Source organism: Leuconostoc carnosum (assembly GCF_014207505.1).
Classification (GTDB): domain Bacteria; phylum Bacillota; class Bacilli; order Lactobacillales; family Lactobacillaceae; genus Leuconostoc; species Leuconostoc carnosum.
Genome location: NZ_JACHGL010000002.1, coordinates 39644 through 57477, shown reverse-complemented (window position 1 = coordinate 57477; position 17834 = coordinate 39644). Strand labels below are relative to the sequence as shown.

The window sequence follows — 17834 nt, the reverse complement described above, 5'->3', positions numbered from 1 at the left end:
GATTTTCACGTAATAGCATTATCATTCTCTTTAACGCCAGTTTTCACGTTCATGCAATATTGATTGTTGCCCTTGGCGTGAACCAAGTTCATCCTTAATATCATCAAAGGACACACCCTTTTCAACTAATAATACCATTAAATGGAAAAATAAATCAGCTGTTTCATAAATTAATTCATCATTAGTGTTTTTAGCACCGACAATAACTTCTGTCGCTTCCTCCCCCACTTTTTTCAGAATTTTATCTAATCCTTTGTCATATAGGTAATTTGTATAAGAACCCTCTTGCGGATTATCTTTACGTTCTAATGCTTGCTTATAAAGTGCTTCAATTGTTTGTTGCATATTTTTTATACTACACCATATCTTATTTGGTGAGCATATGACCTCCTAATTCATTTTATTTTTCTTGTAATGATGTGGGATAATTTATTGGAAAACCACCAGTTGTCCACTGATTTTTGACCAATGCTTGGTTGTTATTGGTGAAATTTTGCCCTGTGATTGTATTAAAAAAACAAGAATAAGCACCAGTATGACAAGCTGGGCCATTAGGTTTGACTTGTATCAACAATGTATCTAAATCACAATCCAAAGTCATTGATACCACTTGTTGTGTGTTCCCACTTGTTGCGCCCTTATGCCAAAGTTCAGCTCTTTCTCGCGACCAAAACCAAGTTTCTTGCGTTGACTTTGTCAGTTGATAACTCTCTTCGTTCATATAACCTAGCATCAGAAAAGTACCGGTAGCCACATCAGTGATAATGGCTGGAACTAAATGGTTTTGACTGGCCTTATTAAAGTTTGGTGTCTGTTCCATCATCTTCTCATTGGTATCCCTTCATCATATAATTGTTGTTTTAAAAATGGTATAGCAATTTCATTGTAATGAAATACTGATGCAGCCAAGGCTGCATCTACATGCCCATCCTGAAATACTTCAGTGAAATCTTGGATTTTACCAGCACCACCACTAGCTACAATTGGCACCTTCACAACATCATTTAATGCTTGATAAAGCTTAACATCATAGCCATCTTTCGTCCCATCAGCATCCATACTTGTCACTAGTAATTCACCAGCACCATAATCTACCATGGTTTGTGCCCACGTTAATGCATTTAAGTCTGTAGGCTTTGTCCCACCCGCAATATAGACACGATAAATACCAGCTGGTTCGTCCCACTTTGCGTCAATGGCACCAACAATTGCTTGTGAACCAAAAACTTCCGCACCTTGCAAAATTAATTTGGGTTGTTTGACAGCTGCTGAATTTAAAAATACCTTATCAGCACCAGCTTTAATAATTTGTCGTATACCATTTAGGTCAGTTACACCACCGCCTGCAGTCAATGGCATAAATACGACTGATGACACACGTTCGATCATATCAATCATTGTTGTACGACCTTCTAGGGTTGCGGAAATATCTAAGAATACGAGTTCATCAGCACCTGCATCTTGATAGGCTTTGGCAATTTCAACTGGATCACCAACATCCTGTAAGTTCAAAAAATTAATACCTTTCACAACGCGACCATTTTTAACATCTAAAGCGGGGACGATGCGTTTTGCTAATGCCATACACTAGTCCTCCATTTCCACTAACTCTGCAAGTTTAATATTTCCTGTGGCTAGCGCTTTACCAACAATAACATCTTGAATACCAATATCATGTAAGTCAGCTAAATCACTCACTTGCGCAATACCACCACTAGCAATGATATTGGCTTTTGAGAATTGATGCTGTAATTCAGATAACATTGACAAATTTGGCCCTTGTAATGTACCATCTCGGGCAACATCTGTGACAATAAAATTTTTAACACCAATAGTGAGCATGGCATCAAGTAATGCCTCAAATGTCACATCCGATTGATCTAGCCAGCCTTCTGTTGCCACACGGCCATTATCGCCATCAATACCAACAGCAATAAAATCACCATATTTTGCTACTGCCTCTTTTACTAAAACTGGATTTTTCAATGCCACGGAACCTAGAATCACACGATCAATACCAGCACGATAGTATGTTTCAATTTGTTCTAGCGTGCGAATACCACCTCCAACTTCCATGAAACCAACAAACTCTTTTCGCAGAGCTAAAATTGTTTCAAAATTCCTTGCTGCCCCATCTTTTGACCCGTTTAGGTCAACCACGTGCAGTGCGCTTAATCCAGCACGATTAATTTCTTGGGCCTGTGCCACGGGATTTAAGTTAATTTTCGTCACTGCATTAAAATCACCCTTTAACAAACGAACAGATTGCCCGTCTAATAAATCTATTGCTGGAATAATCATGATGATGCCACCTTTTCTTGAACTAACGTAGCAAAAGCTTGCCAAACACGTAACCCGACATCCCCAGATTTTTCTGGGTGAAACTGAGCACCAATAATGTTGTCCTTGATCACAAGACTAGGCACAATAACCCCATAGTCAACGCTGGCAGCAATATATTTAGCTTCAGTTTTAGCATAATATGAGTGTACAAAATAAGTATATTCATCTTTTATACCTGATGTCATAACATTATTGATGGACACATTATTCTGGTTCCAACCCATTTGTGGCACCTTAAATGGCGTATTTTTGGGCAATTGCTCGACTGTCCCAGGAATTAATCCGAATCCTGTCGTTTGCCCAAATTCTGTCGATGAATCAAATAATAATTGCATGCCAAGACAAACTCCCAGTATGGGTATTCCTTTTTTAGCTGCTTGTTGTATAGGTTTTAGTAATTGATAATCATTAATTTGATCCATTGCTGACTTAAATGCCCCAACACCAGGAATTACTATGCCATCAGCTGATAAAATATCTGTTGGATTTTGTGTTAATTTAGCTGATAAACCAACATAGGCCATTGCTTTAATGACGTTACGTACATTACCCGCACCATAATCAACAATTACAATTGACATACAGTCACCTTTCTTTCTGCTTAACATATTAAGCATCCAATGTGTCTTTATTAACTAAATGACACCCTTAGTGGAATTAACACCATGAATATCTGGATTCAGTGTCACTGCTTGACGCATTGCTCTTCCCATGGCTTTAAACATACTTTCAATTTTATGATGCGTGTTGCGACCATAAAGTACTTCGATGTGAACATTGGCTTTAGCCTGATCAGAAAACCCTTGCCAAAAGTCTTCCACCACTTCAGTTTCAAAAGTACCCAAAGTTGGTGCAGATAATTCAGCTATAAAAACGAGATAAGCACGTCCTGATAAATCAACTACTGCACGTGTTAAAGTTTCATCCATTGGGACAAATTGCGCCCCATAACGTTCGATGCTGACCTTGTCTCCCAGCGCCTGAGTAAAAGCATCCCCTAATGCAATACCAATATCTTCAGTGGTATGATGTGAATCAACATTTAAGTCACCTTTCACATTAACTTGCAGACCAAAACGTCCATGTTTTGCGAATAAGGTCAGCATATGATCAAGATAACCAATTCCGGTATCAATCTCACTAGTCGTTTGTTCATCAAGATTAAGCGTTAAATTAATTTTCGTTTCAAGTGTGTCACGTTTAATCGTTGCTGATCTTACCATGATTAATTCTCCCGACTTTCAATTGCCCTAGCATGGGCTTCTAAGCCCTCAGCTCGTGCCAAAACTGCAACGTTGCTCGCATCATCAGCTAAAGCTTCTTGTGAATATTGCAAGTACTGAATACGCTTTTGGAAATCCCAAACGCCTAATGCCGAACTAAATCGAGCTGTGCCACCAGTGGGTAAAATATGATTTGGACCTGCCAAGTAATCACCCAATGGCTCTGAAGCGTAGCGTCCTAGAAAAACAGAACCTGCATTTTGAATTTGATCCACATAATCATAGGCATTTTTTAATTGAATTTCTAAATGTTCGGGCGCAACATCATTCATTAAATCAATCATTTCAGTCACTGTGTCAACTAAATAAATAAAACCATTTTCTTCAATTGCAGCTCTAGCAATATCTTCACGCGGTAAGGTCTGTAATTGCTTTTCAACTTGATCTGAAACGGATCGCGCCAATTTTTCCGAATTTGTAATCAAAATGGCACGTGCTTTTTTATCATGCTCTGCTTGTGATAATAAATCAGCAGCCACATCCTTAGCATTCGCCGATTCATCAGCCAAAATACCAATTTCAGATGGTCCAGCAATCATATCAATTGCTACCTGACCATAGACCGCACGCTTGGCAGTTGCCACGTAAGCATTACCCGGACCAGTGATTTTATCCACACGCGGAATTGATGCGGTACCATAAGCTAAGGCAGCAATAGCCTGCGCACCGCCTACTTGATAAATATGATCGACACCTGCAATTTTAGCTGCTGCCAAAACTGTTGGACTCAAACCATCTTTTTGTGGTGGTGTCACCATAATAATATTTTTAACACCTGCAATTTTAGCTGGAATAGCATTCATTAGGACAGAGGAAGGATAAGCAGCCGTACCACCTGGTACATAAAGTCCCACTGCTGCTAATGGTGTCACTTTTGTCCCGCGTAAAACACCTGCTCTTGGTGTATCTTCAAATGATTTTTGCACTTCTAATTGGTGGAAACTACTAATATTTTCAGCAGCTTGTTCTAAAGCAGCAATAACTTTTGGATCAACTGTCTTAAACGCCTCATCAATGGCTGTTTCTGATACCTTGAGGTTTTCAATTACCACACCATCAAACTTTTTACTATACGCTTTTAATGCCTCATCACCTAACTCTCGAACTTGTTGAATGATTGCTGCAACTTGCGATTCAATCATTGGATTCGTGGTTTTTTCCGTTTGTTGTCGAATACGTGCTTTAATCTGATCAAGCGTTTCATTTTGGATAATTTTCATTTTGTTTTTCTCCTAAAATAGTCATCATATTTTCAATAACTCTTTTTAACTCTGTTTGAAACTGTAAGAGCGCGCCCGAACGAATGATTAAATGGGTCGATACTTTAGCGACTTTATCATAAATTACTAAATTGTTTTCACGCAACGTATTACCTGTTTCAGTGATATCGACAATCGCATCAGATAAATTAGTTAATGGTCCAAGCTCAACTGAGCCTTCTAATTTGATAATTTCCACATCTTCCCCTCGTTTTGAAAAATATTGTGTCGTTACAGTCGGATATTTTGTGGCTATGCGTTTTCTTTGTGTTGCATTTAAATTAAATTTTGGTGGTGCTGCGACTACAAAGGTCGCTTGACCAGTTTCTAAATCTAACATATCATAATGATTTTGGTCCTGTTCAGCCATTGTGTCAGAACCAACAATACCAATATCCCCAATACCACGATCTAAATACTTAATCACATCAGTTGGTTTAACTAAAATGAAACGATAGACACCATCAGGACTTGAAAAGATTAATTTACGTTCAGGCTTATCTAGTGGTGAGGTATCAATACCTGCTAATTTCAATAATTTCTGAGCATCCTTGGCAATGCGGCCTTTACCTAACACAACGATAATTGGTTCTCTTGTGATATCGTCTGTTGGTGCCATGCGCCACTTTTTTAAAATTGTTTCGATATCTAGACCCATACCAACTGCTGGCAACGTTTCGTTCTGAAAATTTTCTAACAAGCGATCATAGCGACCACCACTAAATAAATATCGGCCTAAGCTTGGAATAAAGCCACGCATAATAGCACCTGTATAATAAGGTTGTGGAGACGAAGCGGCTAAATCAACTGTTACTGTGACTTCAGGATAATGTTGGTGTACAAATTCAGCAAGTCGCAACCAATTATCAATAATTTTTTTGGCTGCTGGAATGTATTGTAATTGCCACATCACATCTTCACCATCTTCGCCAAACGCCAATGGCCAACGCTTCAATGTTTCAGGAAAATCAGGAATTGTTTCACGTAATTTTTCAAATGCTGTTAGATTTTTAGCTTCAATAGCCTCTTTTAACCCATGACGTTGTTGCTCTGACATTGTCAACTGCTTTAAAATAGTATCAATCCAGCGTGCATCACTTAAAACCACTTGTACTTCTGCAATACCAAATTGTTCTGCAAAATTTAGCATCGTATCTAATGCCTGCATTTCAGCATTGAATGTCGCATCACCAATTAGTTCAATGCCTGCCTGCGTTTCTTGATTATAAGCACCAGATAAATGATCTGTTTGACGAAAAACATCTCCTATATAATAAAGCTGTGTCACTTGACTTTGCCTCCGATTTGCAGCTAAGAAACGCGCAATAGGCAATGTTAAATCTGGACGTAAGACTAAGTTCTCACCAATTTGGTCATATAAATGAAAAATATTGCGACGATGATATTGTTCAAAGGTGCTTTCACGTTCAATTAACGGTGTGCTGATGGCGGTAAAATCTTTTTCGTTCAGTGTTTGACTAATGATCTGTGAGATTTGTTGTTTTTGTACTAAACGCTCACCAAATTCGTCACGCGATCCTGCTGCTAACATTTTTTCGCTCATATATCCCTTCCTTTTCTCATTAAAAACAAATAAAAAAACGTCCTCACAAATTAAATTAATAATTTGAAAGGACGTTTTCACGTGTTCCCACCTTGTTTTCAGATAAACTTACATTTACCTGCTCAATCACCTGCTAACACAGGTGCACTCGATATCGGGAATCTCCGGAATAAATTTTAATTATCCAACTCATTGGTGTGTTTCATCAAATACACAGGCGCTCATCTCAATGCGTTAGCTTAAGCGCTTCCTGTACTATGTGGTTTTGATTACTTGTCCAACTTCAGTTCTGTTTTTTATTAGATTAAACTAATCATACACCCATTATTTTATATGTCAATACTTATTTTAAACATTGGAAACAATTGATTCTGCAATATCATAAAATTGTCCAACTGCACTCACTTGATGCGCATCCGAACCATAAACAAATTCAATACCAAGGCGCTGTGCTTTTTCAACAATATCTGGTGTTGGATAAGCCTCTCCATTGTAAGGTTTGCTAATACCTGCTGTATTGAAATCCAGCTGAAAATGGTTTTGTTTAATTTGTAATAAAAGTTCGTTAATATATGCTTGATTACTAGTATCAAATGCTGGTAAATTGAAATATTTTTGGTACTTCCGAATCAATGTGATGTGCCCAATTCTAACAACAAATGCGTCAGGTAATGTCTCAGCAAAATTTAAGCTTTGTTGTATTGCCTTAAAATAGTTTTTAAAAACAATTTGTGGATTGTCATTAATCTCCGGGAAATAAGTAGCCAATGTATCCGCCTCATAATCAATCGGTGCCAGTAAGCCATCCATAGTTGGTAAAAAATGAACCGATAAAACGATTTCATCTATCCAATCAACTTGTGACATGATAAATTGGACTATTTCTTTTTCATATCCTTGTAGATAATCAATTTCAAATCCACTTTTGATTTTGATCTGATTAGCGTATTTTAATTGAACACGTGCAACTGCTAATTTATAGTCTGCTAATTCTGTGGATAGCATCGCTGAACTTTCATGTGCCCCAGCTGGTCCAATAAAATTGTCTAAAAATTTTGTTGGTAACGGTGCATGCTCTGTGACAACGTATTCTGTGAAACCCAATGCAATTGCACGTTCAATATATTTCTCCAATGGTTCATCAGATCCATGGTGTGAATAGCGTGTATGCGTATGTCCATCTTTTTTAATCATCTACTATCTCTCCTTCAGGACATTGTAACAAATAATTTGTCAAGTTAACAATGCAGAAGTTGAATTTAAGACTGAGTCACACCCTGCTCATCATTATATAGTTTTGTGTCATATATTTTAATAAATGGCAGATAAATTATGAAGGCAATGATCACACAAAGTACTGCCAATATCGCAGCACGCCAATCGACGGTACTAAGGAAAGCGCCAATACCAACTGGTGATGGCCAAGGTGCTTGCGTAACAATTGGGCGAATAAGGTGAAAGTTAATTGCTGCATAAGCAACTGATGCCGTAGCCATTGGTGCTAAGAAAAACGGAATAGCCAGATAAGGATTGTAGACAATAGGTAAACCAAATATTAATGGTTCATTAATATTAAACAGCGACGGTACAATTGAAGCGCGGCCTAGTACTTTTAATTGTTCTGAACGTGCCAGTAATGCAATAAACAGACACAAGCCCAACGTGGCACCAGAACCGCCTAAAATAGCAAATGAATTATTAAACTCACCGGCAAAAGGTATATTAGCACCCTGTGAGTTTGACACCATATTAGCTAAGAAAATGGGTGTAATAAATGCTGAAATAATATTTGCCCCATGAATACCAACAATCCAAAGTGCATGGATTAAGAATTCAATCACCATGATACCCAACCAAGTACTGGTCATGCTCGTAACAAAACCAAATGGGATAGCAATCATCTTAAAGATATCTGTGCCAAGTAACACCAAACCACCATTGATAGCTAACACAACAAAGGCAATAACAAATGTTGGGATTAAAGCCGTAAAGGAACGTGATACGCCTTCAGGAACAGCATCAGGCATTTTTATCGTCCAATTATGTCTCACACAGAAACTATATAACCAGACTGCCAAAACTGCCATAATAATCGCTGTAAAAATACCACTCGTTCCAATTCTATCAATTGTAGCAGTCATTCTGAAGCCATTAATGACTTTCTCTTTATCATTCATGACGTTAAGTAAAACAATTTTACCATCTTTCATCACCAATTCAGGTAAACACATGAAGAAAGCAAATAATGACAGAAAAGCGCCATTCAGTGGTGCAACTTTCAGCTTGTCTTCTGTCTGAATAATACGTGTCAATTCAAAGCCAATAGCCAAACTAAAGTACATTGCTAAAATACCCATAGTTGCCGTATTAGCAATCATATAAAGATCACTAAATCTAAAAAATGTGGCATTGAAAAAACTGCTTAGGGGTGAAAATACTGTTGGTAATATATTTAAAACCAGTATCATAGATCCTACAATGGTAAACGGAATGGAAGCCATTCCTGCCGCCATAATGGCACGCACAATTCTATATTGTGCCACTTTTGTCATCGGCTTAAGCAGTGTTTTTTGTAGAAGGTTAAACAAACGTCCATTTTCCATAACTACTTCATCTCCTTGCTATTTTTAAACAGCACTTGATAAGCTACCAAGCGCGAATAATACTTATCTTGGTTACTTGCAATTAAAACTAATCGCCTACGAACTAACAGTGTCAAACCAGTACCGAGTAACAAAATTAATAGAACAATATATCGATTTTGATTCGTGTCATTTACAAATTGAAATAATGGTGTAAACAAGGGTGTTATGATACTAATCATCAAAAAAATATTGACAATTAATTGTACAGTGAAAAATGCTTTTGAATAAATTAATCGGTTGGTATGGTTACCAAATAATTTTATTTGTTCAACGATGGCAAACCCAGAAACAAACATAATTGTTAACGGTATGATAATTACCCAAGTTTGCCGCATCAATAATGCCCAATACAGGTTAACAAAGAAAAAGAAAGCCGTTGAATAACGAATCAGCATAAATCGATTAAACTGCATACTTTTAAGGCTCATATCTCTACGGTTTTTCTCAATTTTATCCGCTAATATTTTTTCTTTAGGCTGTAATGTTTTTTTCGCTTGATGGACTGCTGTCTTCAATAGCTTTTACCTCCTTGTATAGATTTTGCATTTCAATAGCCATTTCACGTAAAGTCATTGTAGTCATGAGATGATCCTGTGCATGAACTAAAATAATTTCCATATCAATTTTAGTGCCAGCAGCATAGTTTTGGAGTAATTTTGTTTGTGATTTATGTGCCAACATTAATTCATCATTCGACATCTTTAACTTCTTCTCAGATAACTCAAAATCTTTGTGTCGCATAGCCGCAAAAGCTTCGTGTATATTTGTACGTGAATTACCACTGTGTAAAATGATTTCAAATGCAATGACTTGAATTTCTTCTGAGTTCATATATTTTTACCTCTTTTCATCAACAACATAAATTTTTGTCGAAAATCAGAAAATCCCTTTGCGGAGAGTAAGTCTGATTGTTGTTGTGGATTTTCTACTAGTTTAACAATAGTTTGTGTCATCTCGGTCAGTCCTTGATTATGCCAATACGACGGTGATAACAAAAACACAAGTTTTATATGGGAATAATCATTAGACCACTTTAAGCCATCCGGTATAACGCCAATAGCAATTTTAGGAATGCGACTGATTGCTGTTGCTGGATGTGGCACCGCAATTACGTCACTAAATGTTATTGCACTAAGGGATTCACGTTGCGTAATTTGTTCAAGTAATTCTTTTTTAAACTCGCCAGATTCATCCGTTAATAGCATATCGCTTAATTGGTCCAAAACTTCCGCTCGGTTAGTTGGTGTATGCCAAATTTTAAACCGCGAACTAGATGTAAATTGGTCAAAATAATTTGATTTCTCACTACTATTAGTATCTGAGTCATCATTAGTTCTCAAACTATGTGAACTGTCATGATGACGTAAGCCATTTAAAAATTGATGTAATTTCTGTATATCAATTTCATTTAGGAAAACACTGACTTGAATCACCGGCATTTTAAAAAATTGTGTCGATAAATCAATAGCACTGATAATCAAATCAACGTCCTTTAGTACTGCGTCATTAACTTCATAGTAGCCCTTGATACCAACAATGTTGAAATCATTATCAAACTCTTTTTCAACACGATTATTTAGCAGCTGCGCTGATCCATAACCAGTGGCGCAAATAATCAAAACTCTTGGCTTATTCAAATCTCGATATTTTTCTGCTGTTGCCATAAGATGTAGTGCCAAATAAGCAATTTCATCATCACTTATTTCAAATTTAGACAAATAAGTCGATAAAGCAACATAGCGTTTGATGTCTGAAAAATAATTGGCATATTTCGTTTTAATTTCTTGTAATAATGGATTTTTTAACTGCAATCCCTGCTCAAGTCTAATTATCATAGGCTTTAAATGTTCAATCAAATTTTTTCGTAATTCATAATCTTGAGATACAGGATACCCAGTTTCCAATTCAATTTGTTGTAGCACGTCATGAAGATCCTTGGGCAGTGATTCATCACTAGTTGTTTGAATGTTTCTCCCCTTGGACAATAATTGAATTGTTAAGTAAGCAACTTCACTTGCTGGTACTTGCAAATGATAACTCGTTTCAATACGATGAATTATTTTTGCAGCCACAGCATGCACACCTTTAGTCTCTGCATTATCATCAAGTTGAATGGTTTGTAATTCAAATCCACCAGCCATCCGCTGTACGCTAAGTGCGATGTATAAAACAATATTTTGAATCGTAAAATCTGTTAAATGAATATCAGCTTCCCGACACTCATCAAGGACAATAATGGTTATTTCATCAAAACTTATTTTTTTAAAAAAAGATTTATTAGCCATATAATGCTGAAATGAATTACCACTGTGGCTGAAAAAATAATTCAAAATGAAATGACATCGATCACGTTCTAAGCCTTGGATAAAAAGGCCTTTATTCGGTTTGTTTTCGATTGTTAAATCATATGGTATCAATTCTTTTCTAATCATGGATAAGTCTTTGGACAACGTTGCAGACGTAACAAATAATCGTTCAGCCAAATCATCAATTAGAATGGTTTGATCTTCAATGACCAGTTTATTAAGAACATATTTTTGACGGTCCGAAATATCAATTTCATCAGAATCGTCGGCTTGCCATTGGGATAATTGGTAATTCTTATTTAAGAATAGATCAAATGTCACAGGATGTGAAATGTGTAGTCGATAACCAAAACTAGGTTTAGCTTCAAATGTTGCACCATGTGAATTTAGTTTTGTTTTGAGTATTTTGATGTAATTTCGAATAGTTCTTGAAGATAATGACAAAATATTAGCTAATTCGTCACCGGTCACAAAGCGTTCTTGATTATTTAATAAATAACGTAGTAACTCACTTTCTTTTTCTTTCATTTATTACACCTCATACAACCTACACTTGACACTATTAAATATTGTCCTCAACTAATTTTGCCATTTTTTCAATTCCTGTCGGAATCGGAATATAAGCGTTAAATGGTATCGAAACAACTGGTTTACCAACCTCTTGACCAATTTTTTGAAAATTATCAAGATACATCGTTGTCTGTGGACTAATTAGAAATAAGTCAAAATTTCCGTCTCGAATAGCCTCTTCCCCTTCTGTAGCTGTAATCGCGTCCATTTCAATGTCAACATTTTGTTCTTTAAAATAATCTGTTGTTTTTTTAGCCATCATTGACGATGACATACCAGCTGCGCAAATAATTAATGCTTTCTTCATAATCGTTTCCTTTCTAATCTAAGTTTTCACCATTGGATGCGATAACTTCTTTAAACCAATCAAACGAGTCTTTTTTGCTACGTTTTAGTGTTCCTTCATTTTTATTATTTTTATCGACATAGATAAAGCCATAACGCTTATCCATTTCTCCTGTTCCAGCTGATACCAAATCAATGCAGCCCCAAGGTGTATATCCAATCAAATCAACACCGTCTTCTACAACAGCTAACTTCATTTGACGAATATGCTCACGTAGATAGTCAATACGATAATCATCATGCACGGCCCCATCTTCTGCGACTTTATCATAAGCACCAAACCCATTTTCAACAATAAATAAAGGCAGATGGTATTTATCAGTAAACCAATTTAATGCATAGCGTAACCCTTTTGGATCAATTTGCCACCCCCAATCACTTGCCTCTAAGTAGGTATTACGTACTTGACTATTTTGTGGCGTCATATCATCAAATGCTATTTCACTATCTTTCTTAACAGCATGTGACATATAGTAACTAAAACCAATATAATCGACTGTCCCTGATTTTAAATCGGCCTCATCTTCTGCCGTTATATTAATATTAAATCCCTTACGTGCCCAATATTTTGTTAAAAAGTCTGGATAAACGCCATTAACATGCACATCAGCAAAGAAATAATTTTTTTCCATCGCTTTCTGAGCCGCCAAAACATCATCAGGATTCATTGTTGCAGGATATACTGGTCCCATGGCAATCATGCAGCCAATCTGAAAATCAGGATTAATATCATGACCTAATTTAACCGCCCGTGCACTAGCTACCAACTCATTATGTGCCGCTTGGTACATACCCTCCTCTCGGTTTTCACCTGGTTTAAATCGCAGACCAGAATTAGTAAATACCAAGAAATCACTATCATAATTTGCTTGGTTATTAATTTCATTAAAAGTCATCCAATATTTAACTTTATCTTGATAACGTTTGAAACAAGTCTCAGCGAATTTAACAAATAAATCAATCACCTGTCGATTACGGAATCCACCATATTCAGTCACTAAATGATAAGGCAATTCGAAATGCGATAATGTAATAACTGGCTCAATGTCATTTGCCAAAAGTTCATCAAACAAATCATCGTAAAATTTTAATCCTGCTTCATTTGGTTCACTTTCTTCCCCTGTAGGATATATTCTTGTCCAGGCAATAGATGTCCGGAAACATTTAAATCCCATCTCTTTCAAGAGTGCAATATCTTCTTTATAATGATGATAAAAATCGATTGCTTCGTGGTTAGGATAGTACTCTCCTGAAATAATACCATCTGTAATGCCACGTTCTTGACCTGGCTTACCCACTGTCATGACATCAGCCACGCTCAGTCCCTTGCCACCTTCTTGCCAACCACCTTCTAATTGGTGAGCTGCAACAGCGCCACCCCAAAGAAATTCTTTCGATAAACCGTTAGACATTTTTATTCCTCCTTATACTACCCAAAGTGTATCAGGAAAGCGCTTACATTTCTAGATAAATGTTTTCCACATGTTTGCGGAAATAATCATCTCATTGATAATCACAATTATATAGCTAATTTTGTGGTAATAAAAAACACGCCACAAGGCGTGTTATAATTTTTCAAGAATTGTCTTCAAAACACCATCATTATCATTGTCTGTTACACTAAGTTCGAAATCATGTTTAAATAGTTCTTCGTCCGAATTCGTCATGGCAACAGGTTGCCCAACATACTCTAACATTTCTAAATCATTTAAACCATCACCAAAGGCCATAATTTCAGATGATGCTATCTGCAATGTATCAGCAATGTACGATAGCGCATTTGCTTTGTTAACATTAGGATTGACAATATCAATAGCGCCATAGCCTGATGTTGTCACATGAATTTTATTACCAAGCATTGCTTTTACTTCGCGCATAAATTCATATTCTAAACTAGGCAAAACGAGAGATATCTTTAAAATAGGTTCATTAATTTCATCGACTGAGTCAATTAAAACCAAATTTTCAAAATATTTTTTTGAAAATTCGAGCTGTTCATCATTAGGACGTTTAATAATCGCAAAAGCTTTGTGAGCCGCAACAAAAGATACACCTAATTGCAAGTGATTAACATATTTATTTGCTAATTGATCAACAACTGCTGGCACATTCTCTGGTACTGCCCAGACATGTGTCAACTCACCATTTAAAATAACTTCTGCCCCGTTATTTGCAATCATCTGATACTGTCCGTCAAAATTTTTAAAATATTCACGTACTTTCTGAACATGATTACCTGTTGCGACGACAAATTGACCACCCTGTGCATGTAATTTATCAAGTACTTCTTGAAACAACACTTCATTAAAAGTCTTATCATTCTTTAGAAAAGTAGCATCCAGATCAGATGCAATCAATTTAATTGACATATTTCTCCTTCAATTTCAAATCAATTTGTTCGTATCATATCAACTAGAAAAACGGTAGCTATGGTCTAGTGGAAAACCCACCACTCCAAAAATTTAATTAAACCAAACACGATCACACTTGGAATTGCTGCTACAATTACGGCAATCAAAAATAATGATATCGTTAGGTGATCGGCATTGATGATATTTGAACCCAACATCACCACAAATACAAATATGGGCAATACCCACTCTAAGCGGTTCATCACTTCTTACCGCGCTTTTTCTTAGCTTTTTGTAAACGACGTGCTGCTTGTTTCATTGCAAAATTTTGGACTTTTTGACCGAAGTTACCAGATGGCATCCCACCTCCGGCACCACCCATCATAGATGACATATCCATACCAGCGCCACCCATCATTTTATCAATACCGCCAAAGTTACCATTTGTCGCTTGATTCATCATTTTACGCATCTGTTCAAATTGCTTAATCATGCGATTTACCTCAACAATAGGACGGCCAGCTCCCGCTGCCAATCGACGTCGTCTTGAAGGATTGATTAAATCTGGATTTTCACGTTCAGCTGGTGTCATTGAGCTAACAATAGCTTCTAAATGAGCAAACTGTTTGGCATCAATATTAACATTCGCCAATGCTGGATTATTAGCCATACCTGGAATCATTTTAAGCAAATCTTCCATGGGCCCCATACTTTGGACTTGTTTAAGTTGTGCCACAAAATCATTGAAATCAAACGTATTTTGTCGCATTTTTTCAAGTTGCTTAGCTTGTGCTTCTTCATCAAAATCGCGTTGCGCTTTTTCAATCAAAGTTAGCACATCACCCATACCCAAGATACGTGAAGCCATACGTTCTGGATAAAAGACGTCTAAGTCAGTTGGTTTTTCACCCTGACCGACAAACTTAATTGGTTTCCCTGTCACATCACGAATTGACAGTGCCGCACCACCACGTGTGTCACCATCTAATTTAGTCAATACAACACCAGTTAAATCAAGCGCCTCGGAGAAACCTTTGGCCGTTTCAGCAGCATTTTGCCCTGTCATCGCATCAACAGTTAACAAAATTTCATCTGGATGCGCAATCTCAACAATGTCTTTTAGTTCTTGCATTAACTCTTGATCAATTTGTAAGCGACCAGCAGTATCAATAAACACATAATCATTTTTATTTTCAGCAGCTTTGGCTAAACCTTGGCGAACAATCTCTCGCGGATTAACATCCGTTCCCATTTGAAAAACAGGCATATCAAGATCACGACCTAGTATTTCTAATTGATCAATCGCTGCTGGTCGATAAATATCGGCAGCAATCAACAACGGTCGTGCATTTTGTTCTTGTTTTAACTTATAAGCTAATTTTGCTACCGTTGTTGTCTTACCAGCACCTTGTAACCCTGCCATCATAATAATAGTGGGAATTTTAGGCGACTTATTTAATGGTACCGCTTCTTCTCCCATTGTAATTGTCAATTCATCATTAACAATTTTAACAATTTGTTGGGCGGGATTCAAACCAGTTAAAATATCTGCGCCACTCGCTTTTTCACGTACATTGGCTACAAATTTTTTGACTGTATCATAATTTACATCGGCTTCAAGTAGCGCTAAACGAATTTCACGCATTGTTGCACGTAAGTCTTCTTCGCTCACGCGACCACGGCCTGTTAAATTCTTCATTGCCTTAGACAGGCGTGCAGTTAGGTTTTCAAATGCCATAATATCAGTGTGTGTTATCACAAATCATGATGTCACACTTCCCCTTTTTAGAGTAGTTTGTTAATCTTCAATTTCATGTGCCATTAATTGTGACACGAGTTGTTTTAACTGTATATCTTCATTATAATGCATTTCAATGTAATCTCGTACCTGATTTTCAATGGCTGATCGCGCTTGAAAATCTTTCATCAAATGCAAAACATATTCATACTTTTCAAGCTGTTCAATGGCACGCTTAATATTGTCTGAAACTGCCTGACGGCTAATAGTTTCAACCTCAGCAATTTCAACAATTGAATAATCATCTTCAAAATAATACTGTAAATAATCACGTTGTTTTGTTGTCAATAGTTCGCCATAAAAACCAAATAAGGCATTAATATAGTTCTTTTTTTCAAACTTCATTCAACTAAGTCCTTAAATAAGCCATAAACAAATTCTTCCGGCATAAATTCACGTAAGTCACTTGCCTTTTCACCAAAACCAATCCATTTAACAGGTAAATGCATCTCATTACGAATAGCAAATACAATACCGCCCTTCGCTGTACCATCCATTTTGGTTAAGACAATGCCAGTAACATCAGATGAATCTTTAAATAACTTGGCTTGTTGTAAAGCATTCTGTCCTGTTGTCGCATCTAGTACAAGCAGAACTTCGTGTGGTGCATCTGGAATTTCACGCTGAATGATACGTTTCATTTTTTCTAATTCCTGCATTAAGTTCACATTGTTTTGCAAACGTCCTGCGGTATCCACAAACAAAACATCATAATGTTCATCACGCGCTTTAGCAACAGCTTCGAACACAACTGAAGCCGGATCAGCTTTCTCTTTACCAACAACGACCGGCACATGTGCCCGATCACCCCATTCTTGTAATTGTTTTGTGGCGCCAGCACGGAATGTATCGGCCGCAGCTAGCAAAACAGACTTCCCTTGTTGCTGATATTTTGTCGATAACTTACCAATAGTGGTCGTCTTACCAACACCATTGACACCTACCAATAAAATAACCGTGGTCCCGTTGGTATTAAAATGCATTGTGGCATCTTCATTAATACCATCTGCTTCATACATATCAACAACTTTTTTGATGATTACATCACGGACATCTTCTTTACGTTTGGCATGTTGTAGTTTAACTTCCTCGCGCAACTCATCAGAAATTTTAATCGCCATATCAAAACCAACATCGGCACCGACTAATGTTTCTTCTAGATCTTCAAAGAAGTCTTCATCAACAGAACGAAAATTAGCTAAAAATTTATTTAATCGTGCTGCAAAACCTGTACGAGATTTTTCTAACCCTTTATTATAAACTTGCTGTTCTGTTTCTGTTTCTGTTTCTGTTTCTGTTTCTGTTTCTGTTTCTGTTTCTGTTTCTGTTTCTGTTTCTGTTTCTGTTTCTGTTTCTGTTTCTGTTTCTGT

General features: G+C 36.9%; 20 protein-coding genes. All 20 read right to left on the bottom strand.

The features are described from left to right. Window positions 1–30: 30 nt before the first annotated feature. A complete protein-coding gene (hisE, locus tag HNQ98_RS02400; RefSeq protein WP_014973985.1) occupies window positions 31–345 on the bottom strand; it encodes a phosphoribosyl-ATP diphosphatase in 315 nt (104 codons plus the stop codon). 55 nt (window positions 346–400) lie between these two features. Further along, window positions 401–820, bottom strand: coding sequence for a phosphoribosyl-AMP cyclohydrolase (gene hisI / locus HNQ98_RS02395; protein WP_014973984.1), 420 nt, complete (start codon window positions 818–820; stop codon window positions 401–403). Next, window positions 820–1584, bottom strand: coding sequence for an imidazole glycerol phosphate synthase subunit HisF (gene hisF, locus HNQ98_RS02390; protein ID WP_014973983.1), 765 nt, complete (start codon window positions 1582–1584; stop codon window positions 820–822). Before hisF ends, hisI begins: the two co-directional genes overlap by 1 nt. A gap of 3 nt (window positions 1585–1587) precedes the next feature. Next, window positions 1588–2301, bottom strand: a complete 714-nt coding sequence (gene hisA, locus HNQ98_RS02385; protein WP_014973982.1) for a 1-(5-phosphoribosyl)-5-[(5-phosphoribosylamino)methylideneamino]imidazole-4-carboxamide isomerase — start codon at window positions 2299–2301, stop codon at window positions 1588–1590. Then, window positions 2298–2924 carry an imidazole glycerol phosphate synthase subunit HisH gene (gene hisH / locus HNQ98_RS02380; RefSeq protein WP_014973981.1) on the bottom strand — a complete coding sequence of 209 codons (627 nt, stop codon included), beginning with the start codon at window positions 2922–2924 and terminating at the stop codon, window positions 2298–2300. The genes hisA and hisH overlap by 4 nt, the downstream gene beginning before the upstream one ends. 54 nt (window positions 2925–2978) lie before the next feature. After that, window positions 2979–3566, bottom strand: coding sequence for an imidazoleglycerol-phosphate dehydratase HisB (gene hisB, locus HNQ98_RS02375; RefSeq protein ID WP_014973980.1), 588 nt, complete (start codon window positions 3564–3566; stop codon window positions 2979–2981). Window positions 3567–3568: 2 nt separating this feature from the next. After that, window positions 3569–4846, bottom strand: coding sequence for a histidinol dehydrogenase (gene hisD, locus HNQ98_RS02370; RefSeq protein WP_014973979.1), 1278 nt, complete (start codon window positions 4844–4846; stop codon window positions 3569–3571). Next, window positions 4827–6449 (bottom strand): ATP phosphoribosyltransferase, encoded by a 1623-nt coding sequence (gene hisG / locus HNQ98_RS02365; RefSeq protein WP_135197241.1) that lies wholly within the window; start codon window positions 6447–6449, stop codon window positions 4827–4829. Before hisG ends, hisD begins: the two co-directional genes overlap by 20 nt. 348 nt (window positions 6450–6797) lie before the next feature. Then, complete coding sequence (gene hisJ, locus HNQ98_RS02360) at window positions 6798–7643, bottom strand: histidinol-phosphatase HisJ (protein WP_014973977.1); 846 nt, start codon at window positions 7641–7643, stop codon at window positions 6798–6800. A 65-nt stretch (window positions 7644–7708) separates the two neighbouring features. Next, window positions 7709–9037 carry a PTS cellobiose transporter subunit IIC gene (celB, locus tag HNQ98_RS02355; RefSeq protein ID WP_172601010.1) on the bottom strand — a complete coding sequence of 443 codons (1329 nt, stop codon included), beginning with the start codon at window positions 9035–9037 and terminating at the stop codon, window positions 7709–7711. A gap of 17 nt (window positions 9038–9054) precedes the next feature. Next, entirely contained in the window at window positions 9055–9609 is a 555-nt protein-coding gene (locus HNQ98_RS02350; protein WP_014973975.1) for a hypothetical protein, read from the bottom strand. Continuing rightward, on the bottom strand, window positions 9566–9925 hold the full coding sequence (locus HNQ98_RS02345) for a PTS cellobiose transporter subunit IIA (protein WP_014973974.1): 360 nt from the start codon (window positions 9923–9925) through the stop codon (window positions 9566–9568). Before HNQ98_RS02345 ends, HNQ98_RS02350 begins: the two co-directional genes overlap by 44 nt. Further along, the gene (locus HNQ98_RS02340) at window positions 9922–11928 is read right to left on the bottom strand and encodes a BglG family transcription antiterminator (protein ID WP_184284917.1); all 2007 of its coding nucleotides are present in this window, start codon (window positions 11926–11928) and stop codon (window positions 9922–9924) included. Before HNQ98_RS02340 ends, HNQ98_RS02345 begins: the two co-directional genes overlap by 4 nt. Window positions 11929–11962: 34 nt before the next feature. Then, window positions 11963–12277, bottom strand: a complete 315-nt coding sequence (locus tag HNQ98_RS02335; RefSeq protein WP_014973973.1) for a PTS cellobiose transporter subunit IIB — start codon at window positions 12275–12277, stop codon at window positions 11963–11965. A 13-nt stretch (window positions 12278–12290) separates the two neighbouring features. After that, window positions 12291–13727, bottom strand: a complete 1437-nt coding sequence (locus HNQ98_RS02330; protein ID WP_014973972.1) for a 6-phospho-beta-glucosidase — start codon at window positions 13725–13727, stop codon at window positions 12291–12293. A 153-nt stretch (window positions 13728–13880) separates the two neighbouring features. Then, window positions 13881–14684, bottom strand: coding sequence for a Cof-type HAD-IIB family hydrolase (locus tag HNQ98_RS02325; RefSeq protein ID WP_014973971.1), 804 nt, complete (start codon window positions 14682–14684; stop codon window positions 13881–13883). A 65-nt stretch (window positions 14685–14749) separates the two neighbouring features. Beyond that, window positions 14750–14929, bottom strand: coding sequence for a BC10 family protein (locus HNQ98_RS02320; RefSeq protein WP_014973970.1), 180 nt, complete (start codon window positions 14927–14929; stop codon window positions 14750–14752). Then, window positions 14929–16404, bottom strand: a complete 1476-nt coding sequence (gene ffh, locus HNQ98_RS02315; protein ID WP_041773187.1) for a signal recognition particle protein — start codon at window positions 16402–16404, stop codon at window positions 14929–14931. Before ffh ends, HNQ98_RS02320 begins: the two co-directional genes overlap by 1 nt. A 60-nt stretch (window positions 16405–16464) precedes the next feature. Beyond that, on the bottom strand, window positions 16465–16809 hold the full coding sequence (gene ylxM, locus HNQ98_RS02310) for a YlxM family DNA-binding protein (RefSeq protein ID WP_014973968.1): 345 nt from the start codon (window positions 16807–16809) through the stop codon (window positions 16465–16467). After that, window positions 16806–17834: signal recognition particle-docking protein FtsY (gene ftsY, locus HNQ98_RS02305; RefSeq protein WP_184284916.1), on the bottom strand; the 1029-nt coding region annotated here is incomplete at its 5' end. The genes ftsY and ylxM, both read right to left, overlap by 4 nt.